The organism is Shewanella sp. 1311 (assembly GCF_059338235.1).
In genome coordinates this window covers 392,209-409,597 of the sequence record NZ_CM181686.1, presented here as the reverse complement: position 1 = coordinate 409,597, position 17,389 = coordinate 392,209, and the positions used below count along the sequence as shown (strand labels likewise).

The window sequence follows — 17,389 nt, the reverse complement described above, 5'->3', positions numbered from 1 at the left end:
AATTTTGGAGGTTTATATTACCTTGCTGGTGGCTTTTCTCAAGCTGAAAAAGGTATCCTGAGGCTAATATTACCGATATTTAGCGATATAGTTAGTTAAACGGCGGGAGGCAGTATGAGTAAAGTTAGAATATTTCAAATTATCCTCGCGACATTATCCATTTTAGGCTGGGCGTTGGCCGTCTATGCGTTATTAGTGTTCGGTGATGCGAGGCCTGACCGCGAAGTCGGCGATTATTTAAGCCGTGGCGCGACATTTAGAGTCCATTGGGATCCACACGAAACCCAGTTATTACAGTATTTGATTTGGACCTGTGGCGGCATTAGTTTGGTCAGTTTAGCGTTTAACTATTATGTCGCCCACCATAGCCGTATGGGATATTGGTTTAACATTCCCATGTTGCTGTTAACCTCGATTGTCGCCGGTTTGTATATTCACTTGGTGGTTTAAATTAGCCAGTTGGCTTTTTAACGGTTTAGCGATGGTAAATTAAGTCAGAGAATATCGGCAGGAATGCTTAACTGGCGGCACAGATGGTCGATAATGGCGGCGGTCGCGCCCCAGATAAAGCGTTGTTGATAGGGAATAAAATGCACGCTGTAGTAGCGCCCTTGGCGTAAAAAGCGTTTTTGGTGGCGATTGCTCGGCTCAATAAAAAAGCTTAATGGCACAGTAAAGCAATCGGCTACCTCACCGGGATCGAGTTTCCAATCAAAGGCCTGCTTGATAATGCCGACCACGGGCGTGATTTCAAATCCGGTAAAGGTATTGTGGGCCGGAAATGTGCCCACCACATCGACGTTATACCGCGATAATCCAATTTCTTCTTCAGCTTCCCTTAACGCAGCCGCAATTGCATCGACATCGTAGGGCTCAATTTTACCGCCGGGGAAACTGATCTGTCCTGGATGGGCGCGAAGGTGCATCGGTCTTTGAGTCAAAATTAGATTCAGTTCACCGTTGATATCCTGCAGCGGGATCAACACCGCGGCTTTGCGCAGTCCAAGGTGTGGGAAGGCCGCCGGATCTTGCAGCGCTAAAGGGTGCAGATTAAATCTGAGTCTAAATTCCGCTTGATCCATCGACGTTCTCGTTACTGTTTAGTATGAAAGCTTACGGCTTTTGCGGCTCTGCGCCAAGCAAAGGCAAAATCCGGCTGATCTTATCGAAGGTTTCTTGGTATTCAGCATTCACTTCAGAATCCGCCACTATGCCGCCGCCCGCCCAGCAATAGAGTTTCCCCTGCTCAGCCACAATAGTGCGAATGGTGATACTGGTATCCATTTGGCCATCTTGGCTGATATAGCCCATAGAACCACAGTACAGACTGCGCCGTGAAGGTTCGAGCTCTTCAATAATTTCCATGGCGCGAATTTTTGGTGCGCCGGTAATTGAGCCGCCGGGGAACGCCGCGCGCAGCAAATCGCTGGCGCTGTACTTAGCATCAAGCTTAGCCGTCACTGTACTGACAAGGTGATGCACGGCAGGAAAACTTTCAATCTCAAACAGATGCGGTACTCGTACCGAACCAGCAGCTGCCACTTTGCCGATATCATTACGCAGCAAATCGACAATCATGACATTTTCGGCGCGATCCTTTGGCGAGCTGGCAAGGGTGCTCGCTGCTTTGGCGTCGAGCGCGGGATCCGCGTGACGCGGCAGCGTGCCTTTGATGGGTTTAGTCTGAATATCATCACCGCGAAGTTGAATAAAACGCTCAGGTGAAATTGATAAAATTGCGTTATGTGGCAGACGCATAAAGGCCGAGAAGGGCGCTTTATTGGCATTACGCAGTTGGCAATAGGCCGACCATTCGTCGCCTTGATAGCCAGCTTCAAATCTTTGGGTTAAATTTATTTGATAGCAATCGCCGCTGTGCAAATAGGCTTGTACTGCCTCAAATTTGGCCGTGTATTGGGCTTTATCGATTTGTGCTGCCCATGGGATTGTGAGCATGAATTCGGCGGTATTTGGCTTATGCGCCATTTTAGCTTGAATTTTATTCAATTCAATGTCGAGTGCTGCTTCACCTAAATAGTGCAATAAATGCCAACACTGGGCTTGGTAATCATAAACTAACGCCCAGTCGTAAAAGCCGATGTTCATCTCCGGCAGTTGAATATCTTGCTGGGCGCTTGTTGGCAGGGATTCGATGCGACGGCCTAAGTCGTAACTAAAGCTGCCCATGGCGCCGCCACTGAAGGGCAGAATGCAATCAAAAGATTTTGAATACCAATGATTTAATAAAGTGTTGAGCAGGTCGAAGGGATCACGGTTTGGGTCCATCGCCTCGGGTAAGCTCAAGCTCGTATCGATGAGCTTTATATCGCTACGCTCGCCCTGAGTCACTAATGTTGCGATGGGATTGGCGCAAATGATGTCAAATCTGGCGTCCTGATGCGGCGCGTTCGCCGAATCTAACAGGATTGCCCATGGGTCATTGGCAAAGTGTTCGAACAGTGCTGCGGTGCTTAATGTCCAGTCAAGTTGGCGTGATGCAAGCTGTTTTGACGCCCTAATTGCCATCGATTAACCCTATTCAAAATGTGATGTAGCCCAAAAAGATGGGAAAGAGTATCATATTGGCCCAGAAAGAATTAAACAAAATAAGTTAGGCCGCAAAGGCTGCTGGAGCGCTCCTACTATGTCATCTAACCATGAAATGTCTGTCAATTCTGTGATTAAGCAAGCCGACTTTATTGAAAGTGTGGCGGATGCTTTGCAATACATCTCTTATTACCACCCGAAGGATTTTGTTGATGCCATGAGCCAAGCTTATGAGCGTGAACAAAGTGCGGCGGCGAAGGATGCCATTGCCCAGATATTAATTAACTCGCGTATGTCGGCCGAAGGCAAGCGTCCTCTGTGTCAAGACACTGGGATTGTGACCACCTTCGTTAAAGTGGGTATGGGTGTCCAATGGGACAAAACCGATATGACAATTCAGGAAATGGTCGACGAAGGTGTTCGTCGTGCCTATACCAATCCTGATAACCCACTGCGTGCATCAATAGTGTCAGATCCTGCGGGCAGCCGTAAAAATACCAAAGATAACACGCCATCTGTGGTGCATATCGACATGGTGCCAGGCAACCACATCGAAGTAGCGATTGCGGCCAAAGGCGGCGGCAGTGAAAATAAAGCTAAGATGGTGATGTTAAACCCATCTGATGATATCGCCGCTTGGGTAGAAAAAACGTTACCGACGATGGGCGCAGGCTGGTGTCCACCGGGTATGCTGGGTATCGGCATTGGCGGTACGGCAGAAAAAGCCGCCGTATTAGCCAAAGAAGCACTGATGGAAAGCGTGGATATCCATGAGTTGATGGCCCGTGGCGCGCAAACGACCGAAGAAAAGCTGCGTTTAGACATTTTTGAGCGCGCGAACAACTTAGGTATAGGTGCCCAAGGTCTCGGCGGTTTAACCACAGTGTTAGACGTTAAAATCAAATCGGCGCCAACCCACGCGGCTTCAAAGCCTGTGGTGATGATCCCTAATTGCGCGGCCACTCGCCACGTACATTTCCATTTAGACGGCTCAGGTCCAGCTGAATTAACGCCACCATCATTGTCAGATTGGCCAGAAATCACCCGTGAAGTGGGTGATGATGTGCGCCGCGTTAACTTAGATACTGTGACCCAAGCGGATATCGAGCAGTGGCAGAGCGGTGAAACTATTCTGCTGAGCGGTAAAATGCTCACAGGTCGTGATGCGGCCCATAAGCGCATTCAAAGCCTCATCGAAAGTGGTGAAGGTCTGCCAGAAGGCGTGGACTTTACCGGTAAATTTATTTACTACGTTGGCCCCGTTGATCCAGTCGGTGCTGAAGTTGTCGGTCCTGCGGGACCAACTACGGCAACCCGTATGGATAAATTCACTGACTTAATGTTAGAGAAAACGGGCTTGATGGGCATGATAGGTAAAGCTGAGCGCGGCCCAGCGACAGTTGAATCGATCAAAAAACACAAAGCGGTTTATCTGATGGCTGTTGGCGGCGCTGCGTATCTGGTGTCTAAAGCGATTAAACATTCTCGCGTTGTGGCCTTTGCCGATTTAGGCATGGAAGCGATTTACGAGTTTGACGTGCAAGATATGCCAGTGACTGTGGCTGTGGATTCAAATGGCGTGAACGCCCATGAAACTGGCCCAGCAATTTGGAAAGTGAATATCGCCAACGCGAAAGCCTAAGTGGGAATGAAGCTAAGGCGTAGCGGATTGAACTTGATGGCTTTTTAAGCAAAGCCGTTTAAATTTGCGCTCTGATATCGGTTGCTTCGGTAATCTGATATCAGTTCCTTAGACAAATCATTGCGCCACTGACATTTTGTCACAAAAAAATACGCTCAGGTTCGCCATTTGGCTTGCCTGAGCGTTTTTGTTTCGATAGTGTGGCAAGCTTATCTTCAAAAGATACGATCTCAGATCGTTTTTAACATTCGTGTTTGCAGCAATGATGATTATCGAATATTTGCAAGCCTCGAACTTGTTCAACAAAAGACGGACATAACAATGAAAATAGCTCCTCTCCTATTGGCGCTCGGCGCCGCAGGCTTGGCGTTATCAGCCCAAGCGGCCGATCCAACGCCTTTTACTGTGCAACAACTCATTAAACTCAATAAGATGCATTCTGCGACTGTGTCCCACGATGGCACTAAATTAGTTTATGGTCTTAAAACGGTAAACGATAAGGGAGAGGGCAGTTCTGATCTGTATCTATTGGATCTGACTGACACGAAAGCGAAACCGTTACAACTGACCTCTGCTGCGGGCACTGAGCACGATGTGAGTTTCGCCACTGACGACAAGTCGATTTATTTCCTTGCCGGTCGTAGCGGTTCAAGCCAGCTATTCCAACTGCCATTAACGGGCGGTGAAGCGGTTCAAGTTTCTGATTTACCTTTGGATATAGATGGTTACAAACTATCAAACGACGGTAAACAAGTTGTACTCAGCATGCGTGTATTCCCAGCGTGTAAGGATTTAGCCTGCTCAAAGGATAAATTTACCGCTGAATCTGAGCGTAAATCGACTGGCCGCGAATACAAGCAGTTAATGGTTCGCCACTGGGACACTTGGGAAGATCACGCCCGTAGCCACTTATTTGTTGGCGCAGTCAACGGTGAAAAACTGACTAAAGTTGTTGATGTCACCCAAGGGTTAGACACTGAAACGCCGCCAAAACCATTCTCGGGTATGGAAGAAGTGACCTTCACCCCAGACGGTAAGTTCGTCGTTTATAGCGCTAAAGCGCCGAGCAAAGATCAAGCTTGGACCACTAACTATGATTTGTGGCAAGTGCCAGTCACGGGCGGCGCCGCAACTAACTTAACTAAAGACAATCTCGCATGGGATGCACAGCCAACGTTTTCGAGCGATGGCCGTTACATGGCCTATTTAGCGATGAAAAAACCGGGTTTTGAAGCGGATCGTTACGGCATCATGCTGCGTGATACTACCACTGGCCAAACCAAAGAAGTGGCGCCATTGTGGGATCGTAGCCCAAGCTCACTGATGTTTGCCCCTGACAATCGTACCTTGTATGTCACGGCGCAAGACATAGGCCAAGTGTCTATTTTCCAAGTGAATACTCAATTTGGCGATGTGCGTTCTATCTACAGCGATGGCACAAACAGCTTAATTGCGGTCACTAACGATGAACTGATTTTCGACAGCAAAACCTTAGTTGAGCCAGGCGATCTCTACAGTATCACCACAGATGGTCAAGGCCTTAAGCGTCTGACTGAAGTGAACAAAGACAAGTTAGCCGAGATCAAGTTCGGTAAGTTTGAACAGTTCAGCTTCAAGGGTTGGAATAACGAAGACGTCTACGGTTACTGGATCAAACCGGCTAACTTCCAAGAAGGCAAAAAATACCCGATTGCCTACTTAGTGCATGGCGGACCGCAGGGTTCATTTGGTAATGCCTTCAGCGGTCGTTGGAACGCGCAGTTATGGGCGGGTGCGGGCTATGGCGTTGTCATGGTTGATTTCCACGGCTCTACCGGTTACGGCCAAGCCTTTACTGATTCTATCAGCCAAGATTGGGGCGGTAAGCCATTAGAAGATCTGCAAAAAGGCCTAGCGGCAGTGAGCCAACAACAAAAATGGCTCGACCCGCAAAACGCCTGTGCGCTCGGTGGTTCTTACGGCGGCTACATGATGAACTGGATCCAAGGTAACTGGAACGACGGTTTCAAGTGTCTTGTTGACCACGCAGGTCTGTTCGATATGCGTTCTATGTACCATGTGACCGAAGAGTTATGGTTCCCTGAGTATGAATTTGGCGGTACTTACTCAGATAACAAAGCCTTATATGAGAAGTTTAACCCAGTTAATTATGTTGAAAACTGGAAAACGCCCATGTTGGTGATCCACGGCGAGAAAGACTTCCGTGTTCCGTATGATCAAGGTTTAGCGGCCTTTAGCTTTATGCAGCGTAAAGGTATTCCATCTGAGTTGTTGATTTTCCCAGATGAAAACCACTGGATCTTAAAACCTGAAAACTTAGAGCAATGGTACGCCAATGTGTTAGGTTGGATGGACCGCTGGACTAAGCAGTAACAGCCAGCACAATAACAGACTGTTGAATGACAGACAGTTTAATAACAAACAGTGAATGACAGTGTAATAAAAGACGTAAGGCTCGCCCTGATAGGGTTATCATCGGCGAGTAGTTTTATGTGATTAACTATTGAAGGTTTTACGCGAAGCGTCTTTTGTTCAAGCGTCTTAAAAAGCCAGGACTCTGTTCTGGCTTTTTATTGCGCCATGTAATGGTTTTAATTTTTAATCAAGGAGTTGAGATGAATATTCGAGCCGCAACCTTAACTGATATCCCTGAAATAAGCGTATTGCTCACTCAATTAACCCAAGATTTTATTGCCCCAACTTGCACTGCAGAGGGCGCTACAATTTTAGTTAATGCCATGTCGATAGAAGCGATTGGTAGCTACTTTGCTATGGGTTATCAGTACCATGTCGCCATAACGGACTCGGGCCAACTCGCAGGCGTAGTGGGAATGAAGGCGAATAGCCACTTATACCATCTTTTTGTCGCCTCCCATGCACAGGGGCAAGGCGTGGCGCGAATGTTGTGGGAACATGCCAAAGCTCAGTGTGTAGCTCAAGGCAATCCGGGCGTATTTACCGTAAACTCGGCGCTGAATGCGCAGGCTGTGTACTTAGGCTTTGGCTTTGTGCCCCTTGGACCCGAGCGAGAACGCGGTGGCATCCGCGATATTCCCATGCAGCTGACGCTTTGAGTCGGCTGTACTCATTTATCATCCAAACACGAGCACTATCATTCGACTGAATAGCAATTCAACGAAAAAGCTTGAGCGAAAAGAACTTGAACGAACAGAACTTGAATAAAAAGAGCTGGAATAAAAAGAACTTTACCGAATAGAACTAAAAATAGAGGAATTATGGCAAATTTAACATTTTATCCCATCGGCACTGCTGGCGAGAAATGGGGCGAGGCTGAAAAAGCCGCATGGCTTGCGAGCACCCAAATCAAGCGTTCATATCAAGACGATGTCGTGACGCCACTCAAGGCGATGGAAGCTGAGCTGTCAGCGCTTGGGCTTGGCATTGTGCAATATGGCGCTTTGTCGATTAACGCCGAGCGTTACCCATTATTTGCGGTAAAAAGCCAACAATTTGATCCACAAAAGCCAACCGTGCTGGTGACTGGCGGCGTGCATGGTTACGAGACCAGCGGTGTGCATGGCGCATTGGCCTTTTTAACGAATGAAGTGGCGAATTACGTGCAACGGGTGAATTTAGTGGTTGCCGTATGTGTGAGTCCTTGGGGTTACGAGACTATTAATCGCTGGAATCCAAAGGCTATCGATCCAAACCGTTCGTTCTATGCCAATAGCCCTGCAGAAGAATCGGCGGCCTTGATGGCTTTAGTTGCTTCAGTTGAGCAAGGTTTTGAAGTGCATGTGGATTTACATGAAACCACAGATTCAGATGAATTAGAGTTTCGCCCAGCGCTGTGCGCCCGCGATGGCATTGAATATGACAAAGGCACTATTCCAGATGGTTTTTATGCTGTGGGCGATACCGAACATTCAATGGATGCTTTCCAAAAAGCCATTATCGATGGCGTGAGCAAAGTGACCCATATTGCCCCTGCCGACGAGAAAGGCGAGATCATTGGCTCGACAGTGGTGCAACACGGAGTGATTAACTATCCGCTTAAGTCATTAGGGCTTTGCAGCGGTGTCACGGGTTGTATCTATAACACAACGACAGAAGTGTACCCAGATAGCCCAACGGCTACGCCTGCCGAATGTAATCTGGCGCAGGTTGCGGCCATCACCAGCGCCATCGATTATGTACTGGCGCAGCGTTAGTCGTAGTTTGTTGTAATGCTCTGCTAAGTGGTGATTAGCTTAGTGATCGTAAGTTAAGTGATGCCCAGTTGAGTTAGCGGCTAGTGAAGTGATTTTACGTGCGATCGATTAATGCATCGATTCCTTAATTAGATCATTCACTGAACATCACGCAGTAAAAAGCCCTCATTCGAGGGCTTTTTCATTTATGTCGCGCTGCGTTTATTTCGCACGCGCTTAGCATCGTTAGGCGATTGCCTAGTTGTTATCGCTATAGTCACGGCCATAATAGCTATCGAGGAACAGTTGTTTCAGCTCGTTAATCAAGGGGTAACGTGGATTGGCACCGGTACATTGATCATCGAACGCATCTTCAGCTAATTCATCTAACTTGGCGAGGAAGTCGGCTTCGTTGACGCCGGCTTCTTGGATAGAAGCAGGAATGCCAATCGTCGTCTTGAGGTGTGTGATTTTCTCAAGCAATTTTTCGACTTTTTCTTCATCCGTTTTTCCGCCTAGTTTCAAGTGATCTGCGATGGCAGCATAACGGCACAGGGCTTTTGGCCTGTCGTATTGGCTAAAGGCCGCTTGCTTAGTGGGCAGATCCGTTGCGTTAAAGCGTATTACGTTATTGATCAGCAGCGCATTGGCTAAACCGTGGGCGAGATGGAACTCTGCGCCCAGTTTGTGCGCCATTGAGTGGCAAATCCCGAGGAAAGCGTTAGCAAAGGCGATACCTGCGATGGTGGCGCCATTGTGGACTTTTTCACGGGCGACAGGTGACTGTGAGCCCAAGTTGTACGCATCGGGTAAATATTTGCACAGTAAGTCGAGGGCTTGCAGTGCTTGGCCGTCGCTATATTCGTTTGCCATCACGCTGACATAGGCTTCAAGAGCATGGGTCACCGCATCTATGCCACCAAAGGCGGTCAGAGATTTAGGCATGTCCATCACTAGATTAGGATCAACAATCGCCATGTTGGGCGTGAGTTGATAATCGGCAATCGGGTATTTTTTACCGGTAATTTCGTCTGTCACTACCGCAAAAGGCGTGACTTCTGAGCCTGTGCCTGAAGTGGTTGGAATTGCCACCATCATGGCCTTGGTGCCCATTTTAGGGAATTTGTAGATACGTTTACGAATGTCCATAAAGCGCAGCGCCAAATCGGCAAAATCCACATCGGGATGCTCGTACATCACCCAAATAATTTTGGCCGCATCCATTGGTGAGCCGCCGCCGAGCGCAATTATCACATCGGGTTTAAAGCTTTGGGCAACCTTAGCGCCTTGACGGACTATTGCTAAAGTGGGATCGGCTTCAACATCGTAAAAGATTTCAGTTTCAAGGCCTTGGGCCTTTAAAATCCGCATGGTTTCGTCGCAATAACCGTGGTTAAACAAAAATCTGTCGGTGATGATCAGCGCGCGTTTTTTATCGCTCAGTTCTTCGAGTGCGATGGGTAAACTGCCGCGGCGGAAATAGATGGATGCAGGAAGCTTGTGCCACAACATGTTTTCGGCCCTCTTAGCGACGGTTTTTTTGTTGATCAGATGGCTCGGGCCAACGTTTTCTGAAATCGAGTTGCCACCCCAAGAACCACAGCCTAACGTCAGCGAAGGCGCTAGTTTGAAGTTGTACAGATCGCCAATCCCGCCCTGTGAGGCAGGGGTATTGATCAAGATACGCGCCGTTTTCATTCTAAAACCAAAGGCATGCACACGTTCAGTTTGGGTATCTTGGTCGGTATAAAGCCCTGAAGTGTGGCCAATGCCGCCAAGTGCGACTAAGGCTTCAGCTTTATCCATGGCATCGTTAAAGTCGATGGCGCGGTACATGCCAAGCAGTGGCGATAATTTTTCATGGGCGAAGGCTTCGCTGTCGCAAATGTCGGTGACTTCACCTATCAGAACCTTAGTCCAGTGCGGCACTTCAAAACCCGCCATTTGCGCGATACTGGCGGCGCTTTGGCCAACGATATCGGCATTCAAACCGCCATTTTTTAAAATGACCTGCTGCATCGCCGCGGTTTCATCCTTCGATAGCATGTAGCCACCGTGAGAGATAAAGCGCTCTTTTACTTGCTCATAAATATTGTCAACCACAATCACTGCTTGTTCAGACGCACAAACAACGCCGTTATCGAAGGTTTTTGACATGAGAATCGAACTGACCGCGCGTTTGATGTCGGCGGTTTCATCGATAACAATAGGCGTGTTACCCGCACCCACGCCAATCGCGGGTTTACCGGAAGAGTAGGCGGCTTTCACCATGCCTGGGCCACCAGTTGCGAGGATCAAGTTGATCTTAGAGTGAGTCATCAATTGATTCGACAGTGCGACGCTTGGTTCATCAATCCAGCCAATAATGTCTTTAGGTGCACCCGCAGCAATGGCAGCATCCAGCACTAATTTTGCTGCGGTTGTGGTTGAAACTTTGGCCCTTGGGTGGGGCGAGAAGATAATTGCGTTGCGGGTTTTAAGACTGATTAAGGCCTTAAATATCGCGGTCGATGTGGGGTTAGTGGTTGGTACTATGCCACAAATGATGCCCACAGGTTCGGCAATGGTGATAGTGCCGAAGGTGACGTCTTCAGATAAAATCCCGCAGGTTTTTTCATCTTTGTATTTGTTATAAATATACTCAGAGGCAAAGTGGTTTTTGATCACTTTGTCTTCAACGACACCCATGCGAGTTTCTGCGGCGGCCATTTTCGCCAGCGAGATACGCGCATCGGCAGCGGCAAGGGCCGCTGCGCGGAAAATGTTATCGACTTGCGCTTGGCTGAATGTCGCATACTCGGCTTGTGCTTTCGCCACTCGCTCGACCATGAGATCCAGTTCTTGTGCATTGGTCACTGTCATGATTAATACTCCTAAAAAGATTTAGTGAATCAAGGCATTCACTAAATCCTCTTTATGGTAGAAAATTACACCTAAAGCCGCGTTGAAAGTGTGACACCACCGACAATATCGGGCTTTTATGTAATAAAACTACACTTAGGGTAACTTGTTTGTTGAAAATTGCGTTGAAAATGCATCTGCTTCGATAACTAAATATTATTCGAAGTTGTGATTTAACCTCAAAAATCTCATTTTTCAGTCAATAGCGCTTGAGATACTATACTTGCCCTCAAGCATATTTTGATGAAGACGGCGTGACACGCACATAAGGATAGCAACTTGGAGTTAACTCTTTACGTTAAATTTTTTCTTGGCCTAGTTGCCATCATCAACCCAGTCGGTTTGTTGCCTGTGTTTGTGAGCTTAACCAGCCATCAAACTGAAGCTGAGCGGAATCACACGGGTAAAGTGGCCAACTTTGCGGTTGTGGTGATCCTCTTAGTCACGATTGTGGCGGGTCAGCACATTCTGAATATGTTCAGCATTTCGTTATCTGCCTTTAGAATTGCTGGTGGCAGCCTGATTGCCATTATTGCGATGTCAATGTTGCAAGGTAAGTTAGGCGAAGTGAAGCGTAACCAAGAGGAAGACCGCGAATCCTCGGCGATGGAATCGGTGGCGGTTGTGCCTTTGGCTTTACCACTGATGGCCGGACCAGGTGCGATCAGTTCGGTGATCGTCTTTGCCGCTGAGCATAATTCTTTGTCGAACATCATTGCGATGTTCATTACTGTGATTGTGTTTGGTTTAGTGAGTTTTGGCCTGTTTAGAATGGCATCCATCATCTATAAGATTTTGGGTAAGACGGGGATTAACGTCATTACTCGTCTTATGGGGCTGTTGATGCTATCCATAGGTATTGAAGTGATTGCGGCTGGTGTAAAGGGATTATTCCCGCAGCTCTTTAGCTAGAGTCGTATTACCCCGCAGAATTGAGTTTTTCCTTCTTTTTACGAAACGCATTGGAGTTTATCCCGTGCGTTTTTTTGTTTTTATCAGTGACTCGTTTGATGTTTATCCCGCGGTTCACCTTATCTGAAAAGCCAAATCTAACGCTATTGATGAGACATGCGGTTAATCCTCGTTTATCAGAGGATTAACCTGAGTTTTCCCATAAGCCTTAGTCGTTATATGGTTAATCATATGCTATACCTAGTGTTTGGTTATTTGGTCTAACACTAAGTTTAAAAGGATATTTCTATGAAATGGCAATGGATTGGTAATCTCAGTCTAAAACAAAAATTATTAATGGTTGTCTTACCTCCCTTATTAGCCTGTTTCCTCTGCGGTACACTATACCTCATTGAAAAATATGAATATAAGCAAGATTTAACCTTAGTGGTGCAACTGAGTGAGTTGGCTGTAACAAACAGTAACTTAGTACACGAGTTACAAAAAGAGCGCGGAATGAGTGCAGGATTTATCGGCTCAGCAGGAAAAGCCTTCGCCAGTAAAATACCAAGCCAAAGACAGTTAACGGATACGCAGCTTAGTCTCTATCAGCAATTTATCACTCAAAATCAGTTGCCAACGATATTTGCTCCTAAATTTAAGGAACTTAATTCACAGTTAGGGCGATTAAATTCAATTCGCTCACAGGTGGACAGTTTAAGTATCAGCGTCGCCGACGAAGTCGCCTATTACACTGAATTAAACAAATTGTTACTGGCGATAGTCGATGAAACCGCAAAAACGGGCGCCAACCAAGAAATCGCCATCAAAGCTGCTGCCTTTAGTGCTTTTTTGCAATTAAAGGAGAGGGCGGGGATAGAAAGGGCGGTGTTAAGTTCAACCTTCGGCCAAGCCGGATTTAAGCCTAATATTTACGCTAAATTTATTACCTTAGTGTCGGAGCAAAATACCTATCAAGAGCGGTTCTTAGCGCTAGCAGACTCAGATTTGTTAGCGGCATTTAACCGTTTGCAAAGTTCTGCGGCAATGCACGATGTTGAGTTGTTACGCCAGCTTGCATTTGAACAAGACAATCAAAAAATCCAACAACAAAGTCCCGAAGATTGGTTCAGTAAATCAACCGCTCGGATTGAGTTATTACGTGGATTTGAACAGCAAGTCTCGGCAGATTTACTCAATACCACCCATGAAAGATTATCCTTAGCAAATGAGAAAATGTTCTTAGTGCTCGCGACCTTAATCTCAGTGTTAGCGATTGTGTTGATATTGAGTTTATCTGTGATCCGCTACTTGCACGATAGCGTGCATCACTTGTATTCGACCATCACGCAAGCCCGCAAACATTACGATTTAAGCGTGCGTTTAGCTCAAACAAGCTCGGACGAGTTTGGTGAACTTGCCATCGCATTTAACGACATGATGAGTGATTTTGAAAAGGTGATCCTGCATGTGCGTTCCAGTGGCGCGAAACTGCAACAAGCCGTGGCGCAAATGGATGTTTGTACCCACGCCATGGAGCAAGATGTGATGGCGGGGCACAGCGAGGCAGAGCAAGTGGCTTCGGCGATGACTGAAATGAGTGCGACAGTGGCCGAGATTGCCAGCAATGCCGTGCAGGCATCAGAAGCGTCCTCCGCCGCCAATATAGAGGCTAAAGAAGGTAACCTCGAAGTCGGCCGAACCAGCAAAGCGATCAAAGCCTTAGCCGATGATATCAGTGGGGCTTCTAAAGCCATCAACGACTTAGACCGTGAAATTCATGGCATAGTGGTTGTGCTTGAGGTGATCAGCAGTATTGCAGAGCAAACCAATCTACTCGCACTCAACGCAGCGATTGAAGCCGCGCGAGCAGGGGAAATGGGCCGCGGCTTTGCCGTTGTTGCCGATGAAGTGCGCAGTTTGGCACAGCGATCACAAACCTCGACCTCTGATATTAAAAACATGACAGATAGATTGAAGGCAGGGGCGAGCATTGCGGTAAAAGCCATGGACAGAGGCTTGGCACAGGCGAATAACAGTGTTCATGAAGCCGAGCAAGCGGGCGTAGAGCTGAAACGGATTGTGGAGCAAGTCGACATTATTGATCGCATGAACGAGCAAATTGCCACCGCAACCCACGAGCAATCGGCCGTATCCGAAGACGTAAACCGTAATGCATTGAAGATCAGCGAGATTTACCTCAATACTCAAAGGATCTCCGATGAGCTAAGGGAACTGACCAAAGCCCTGACGTTTGACGCGAATTTAATGTCAAAAGAAGTACACAAATTTACCGTCAATTAACGGCATAAAACGGTGAAAAGATTCAGGAAATGACGGCGGTTTGTTTAGCAATTGCGCAACCGCCTGAAACTGAGTCTTTTTTACTTGACCCCCTTTAGGCTTTTGCGTACAGTACCGCTCCGTTAACGATGAAAGCCTCTCGGCAAGGCTATATAAAATCGCTAGCGATTCTTGAACGTGAAAGATTAACCACGCTAACATAAATCGACATATGGTGAGGTGTCCGAGTGGCCGAAGGAGCACGCCTGGAAAGTGTGTATACGGTAACGTATCGAGGGTTCGACTCCCTCTCTCACCGCCAAATTCAAGTTTGAAGACGTCCTAGGGCGTCTTTTTTCTTATCTGTATTTTATAAAAATCAATAGCTTACCATCCTATATTGTTTAATACCATCCTACAGCATCCGAAATCTTTAGTAATGCCAAAAGTAATGCCAAGGAAATTTGGCAAATTTATGCATTACTTTTCACTTCAAAAAATACCCATTTTTTATGTCGTTTTTTTACTTGATTTTCTCGATTTTATAGCCCAGATTTAACTTGGCAATATCCTGATTTATCTGAATTTATTCAGTGATAAGTAATGCTTGATTTTAGAGTGCGAAATAATGCCAAAATCAAGCATTACTTTGGGGCTTAATTTGAGGGAGGAGAACGGTATGGGAAGAAGTACAAATAAGCTGACTGCAAAAGCGGTGCTCAATGCTAAAGCGGAAGCAAAGCCCTATAGATTGTCAGATGGTGGCAATCTCTATCTCTATGTGCGCACAGCAGGGAAAACATGGGAATTTCGATACATACGCCCCTCCACCAGCAAACCCACCTATTTTGGTTTAGGCTCATACCCTGACGTATCCTTAGCTGAGGCGAGAGATAAAGCACTAGAAGCGCGAAAACATTTGGCCGAAGGCATCGACCCCCAATTACTTAAAGTTGAAAACAAATTAAAAGCGGCAACAGAGAACGCTCAAACTCTCAAGCATATTGCACAAATGTGGATGGACTCAAAGCAGGGAAGTATTAAGGCTAAAACCATTGAAGGTAATTGGCGCAAGCTTGAGCTGTATGCCTTCCCTAAGCTGGGGAGTATTGCTATTAGCAGACTCACGGCTCCTATAGCCATTGCCGCGCTCAAGCCCCTTGAACAGAAGGGGCATCTTGAAACGGTTAAACGTACCGCTCAGTTACTGAATGAAATCATGAACTATTCGGTTAACTCTGGTTACATTCATGCCAATCCGTTGTCAGGTATTCGAGAAGTTTTTAGAAAAAGCAAAGTGGAGCATCTGAAGGCATTAAAACCAGCAGAGCTAGCTGAGTTGTTGCAGACCATTGCAAACGCCAATTTATTATTAACGACCCGGTGTTTGATTGAATGGCAATTGCACACAATGACCAGGCCAAATGAAGCGGCCGGAGCCCGTTGGGAAGAAATCGATTTTGATGCCAAGCTTTGGACTATTCCTGAATCACGCATGAAAATGAATCGTGAGCATATTATCCCGCTTACAGAGCATGCTCTCGCGATACTCGAAACTGTTAAGCCGATTAGTGAACAGAGCCAATTTGTCTTTCCATCATCTAAAGATCCTAAAAAGCACACAGATCCTGAAACCATCAACAAAGCATTAGGGCGAATGGGATTAAAGGGAAGAACAACGGGGCATGGTTTACGCTCACTGGCGAGTACTACCTTAAACGAGAAAGGCTTTGATGGTGATGTTATTGAGGCAGCGTTAGCCCATGTTGATAAAAACCAAATCCGCAGTGCCTATAATCGCACGACCTACCTAGAGCGACGGACCAAGTTAATGGAGTGGTGGAGCAACCATATTGCCACTGCAGCAGTTGGCTCTTTGTCAGTAACAGCTACTTCAAGAAAATTAGGGGCATGACCTGTAAGTCCGAATAGAGATTATCTCCCTGAGTCAAAAGGTTAGGGGACGTGACAAACGAATCTAACCTGTTAAGTCCGACTCAGGGTTGTTACTCTTACTTCATGACTAACCTAAAGCCAAGCCAATGACTATTGACCAGAACCAGCATTTGCACCAACTAAACGCTTTAGCTGCAAGCCATTCTGAGGTGGCGGTATTATGGCTTTATGGTTCGCAGGCGAAAGGAAATGCTAGCGAGCATAGCGATTGGGATTTAGCCGTCGCATTCGACCCGGTAAAGGCGGACAGTGTGCTTGATACTCGTATTAGAGCCGAACTGCTCGCTATGGATTGGCAAAGGGCATTGGGGCTAGCCGAAGGGAAGCTTTCCGTTGTCGATATCAATCTAGCACCTATCCCTCTGGCTTTCGGAATCATTAATGCCAACAAACTTATCTTTAGTCGAGATGAAGGTCGAAGAATGCAAGAAAAGTCTCGCATTATGTCGCAAATGGAACTCGATTATTCAGCCCCAAGCCACTTTATTATTTTGGATAATGCCTATATCACGTCATTGAGTTTAAGCCTTAGCCAGTACCAAGCCGAGTTTGGAGAGTTACGTCAATTACTTAGCCAGCGTTCCTTATCTAATCTCGAATATCGAGCAGCAGAGCGAATACTACAGGTCTCTATTGAAGCTTGCATTTGCATTGCAAAACATTGGGCTAAAGCACTGGCTGGATATAGTCCGCAGGATGCTTACCAAGCATTTGAGATCCTGTGTCAACGAGGTGCACAACCAGCCGATGAGTTAAATGACTGGCGTAAAGTGATATGCCTGCGTAATGCACTGGTACATGATCATTTGAATATTGACCCTGAGATCATCCGCAGTGTGATCTCTCAAGGTTATAGCGATAGATTATTTGCCTTTGCAGAGCAGGGGTTGGAATGGTTATCGCTTAAGAAGGGCTAAATGGGGCCCTCTTGGCTTTTATATAAGTTAAAAATGAAAATCACTAAAGTGAACTTGTTTGCTTAAAACCTAAGACTGGGGTGTTTGTGTTTATTACACTT

12 protein-coding genes and 1 tRNA gene are annotated in these 17,389 nt (G+C 46.7%); 10 read left to right on the top strand and 3 right to left on the bottom strand.

The window, feature by feature from the left end; translation table 11 throughout:
- Positions 1-114: 114 nt before the first annotated feature.
- Positions 115-450 (top strand): hypothetical protein, encoded by a 336-nt coding sequence (locus AC5YB3_RS01890; RefSeq protein WP_006081412.1) that lies wholly within the window; start codon positions 115-117, stop codon positions 448-450.
- A 44-nt stretch (positions 451-494) separates the two neighbouring features.
- Here AC5YB3_RS01890 and AC5YB3_RS01885 read toward each other — a convergent pair whose 3' ends face one another.
- Positions 495-1,082: a CoA pyrophosphatase gene (locus AC5YB3_RS01885; protein ID WP_006081413.1), complete on the bottom strand. Its 588-nt coding sequence runs from the start codon at positions 1,080-1,082 to the stop codon at positions 495-497.
- Positions 1,083-1,113: 31 nt separating this feature from the next.
- Positions 1,114-2,526: an aminodeoxychorismate synthase component I gene (gene pabB, locus AC5YB3_RS01880; RefSeq protein ID WP_494526441.1), complete on the bottom strand. Its 1,413-nt coding sequence runs from the start codon at positions 2,524-2,526 to the stop codon at positions 1,114-1,116.
- A gap of 118 nt (positions 2,527-2,644) precedes the next feature.
- Between pabB and AC5YB3_RS01875 the strand changes: the two genes are divergently transcribed.
- The 4 genes from AC5YB3_RS01875 (at position 2,645) to AC5YB3_RS01860 (ending at position 8,361) form a co-directional block, all read left to right on the top strand.
- On the top strand, positions 2,645-4,189 hold the full coding sequence (locus AC5YB3_RS01875; protein ID WP_107950202.1) for a fumarate hydratase: 1,545 nt from the start codon (positions 2,645-2,647) through the stop codon (positions 4,187-4,189).
- 321 nt (positions 4,190-4,510) lie between these two features.
- Positions 4,511-6,562 (top strand): dipeptidyl-peptidase 5, encoded by a 2,052-nt coding sequence (locus AC5YB3_RS01870; protein ID WP_494526440.1) that lies wholly within the window; start codon positions 4,511-4,513, stop codon positions 6,560-6,562.
- 242 nt (positions 6,563-6,804) lie between these two features.
- On the top strand, positions 6,805-7,263 hold the full coding sequence (locus tag AC5YB3_RS01865) for a GNAT family N-acetyltransferase (RefSeq protein ID WP_011846671.1): 459 nt from the start codon (positions 6,805-6,807) through the stop codon (positions 7,261-7,263).
- A 162-nt stretch (positions 7,264-7,425) separates the two neighbouring features.
- On the top strand, positions 7,426-8,361 hold the full coding sequence (locus tag AC5YB3_RS01860; protein WP_494526439.1) for a M14 family metallopeptidase: 936 nt from the start codon (positions 7,426-7,428) through the stop codon (positions 8,359-8,361).
- Positions 8,362-8,598: 237 nt separating this feature from the next.
- Here the strand turns inward: AC5YB3_RS01860 and adhE are convergent, their stop codons facing one another.
- A complete protein-coding gene (gene adhE, locus AC5YB3_RS01855) occupies positions 8,599-11,202 on the bottom strand; it encodes a bifunctional acetaldehyde-CoA/alcohol dehydrogenase (protein ID WP_494526438.1) in 2,604 nt (867 codons plus the stop codon).
- 318 nt (positions 11,203-11,520) lie between these two features.
- Here adhE and AC5YB3_RS01850 point away from each other — a divergent pair, with 318 nt between their 5' ends.
- From AC5YB3_RS01850 to hepT, 5 genes are all read left to right on the top strand, one after another.
- Positions 11,521-12,153, top strand: coding sequence for a YchE family NAAT transporter (locus AC5YB3_RS01850; RefSeq protein WP_006081420.1), 633 nt, complete (start codon positions 11,521-11,523; stop codon positions 12,151-12,153).
- A 288-nt stretch (positions 12,154-12,441) separates the two neighbouring features.
- On the top strand, positions 12,442-14,436 hold the full coding sequence (locus AC5YB3_RS01845) for a methyl-accepting chemotaxis protein (RefSeq protein WP_432393956.1): 1,995 nt from the start codon (positions 12,442-12,444) through the stop codon (positions 14,434-14,436).
- Positions 14,437-14,649: 213 nt separating this feature from the next.
- Positions 14,650-14,737, top strand: a tRNA-Ser gene (locus AC5YB3_RS01840).
- 357 nt (positions 14,738-15,094) lie between these two features.
- Entirely contained in the window at positions 15,095-16,330 is a 1,236-nt protein-coding gene (locus AC5YB3_RS01835) for a tyrosine-type recombinase/integrase (protein WP_393940585.1), read from the top strand.
- A 127-nt stretch (positions 16,331-16,457) separates the two neighbouring features.
- Positions 16,458-17,288, top strand: a complete 831-nt coding sequence (gene hepT, locus AC5YB3_RS01830; protein WP_393940533.1) for a type VII toxin-antitoxin system HepT family RNase toxin — start codon at positions 16,458-16,460, stop codon at positions 17,286-17,288.
- Positions 17,289-17,389: the final 101 nt, after the last annotated feature.

Excerpts from the sequence above, each read along its gene's own strand:
- AC5YB3_RS01890 (WP_006081412.1), top strand. The coding sequence starts at position 115 with ATGAGTAAAGTTAGAATATTTCAAATTATCCTCGCGACATTATCCATT.
- AC5YB3_RS01885 (WP_006081413.1), bottom strand. The coding sequence starts at position 1,082 with ATGGATCAAGCGGAATTTAGACTCAGATTTAATCTGCACCCTTTAGCG.
- pabB (WP_494526441.1), bottom strand. The coding sequence starts at position 2,526 with ATGGCAATTAGGGCGTCAAAACAGCTTGCATCACGCCAACTTGACTGG.
- AC5YB3_RS01875 (WP_107950202.1), top strand. The coding sequence starts at position 2,645 with ATGTCATCTAACCATGAAATGTCTGTCAATTCTGTGATTAAGCAAGCC.
- AC5YB3_RS01870 (WP_494526440.1), top strand. The coding sequence starts at position 4,511 with ATGAAAATAGCTCCTCTCCTATTGGCGCTCGGCGCCGCAGGCTTGGCG.
- AC5YB3_RS01865 (WP_011846671.1), top strand. The coding sequence starts at position 6,805 with ATGAATATTCGAGCCGCAACCTTAACTGATATCCCTGAAATAAGCGTA.
- AC5YB3_RS01860 (WP_494526439.1), top strand. The coding sequence starts at position 7,426 with ATGGCAAATTTAACATTTTATCCCATCGGCACTGCTGGCGAGAAATGG.
- adhE (WP_494526438.1), bottom strand. The coding sequence starts at position 11,202 with ATGACAGTGACCAATGCACAAGAACTGGATCTCATGGTCGAGCGAGTG.
- AC5YB3_RS01845 (WP_432393956.1), top strand. The coding sequence starts at position 12,442 with ATGAAATGGCAATGGATTGGTAATCTCAGTCTAAAACAAAAATTATTA.
- AC5YB3_RS01835 (WP_393940585.1), top strand. The coding sequence starts at position 15,095 with ATGGGAAGAAGTACAAATAAGCTGACTGCAAAAGCGGTGCTCAATGCT.
- hepT (WP_393940533.1), top strand. The coding sequence starts at position 16,458 with ATGACTATTGACCAGAACCAGCATTTGCACCAACTAAACGCTTTAGCT.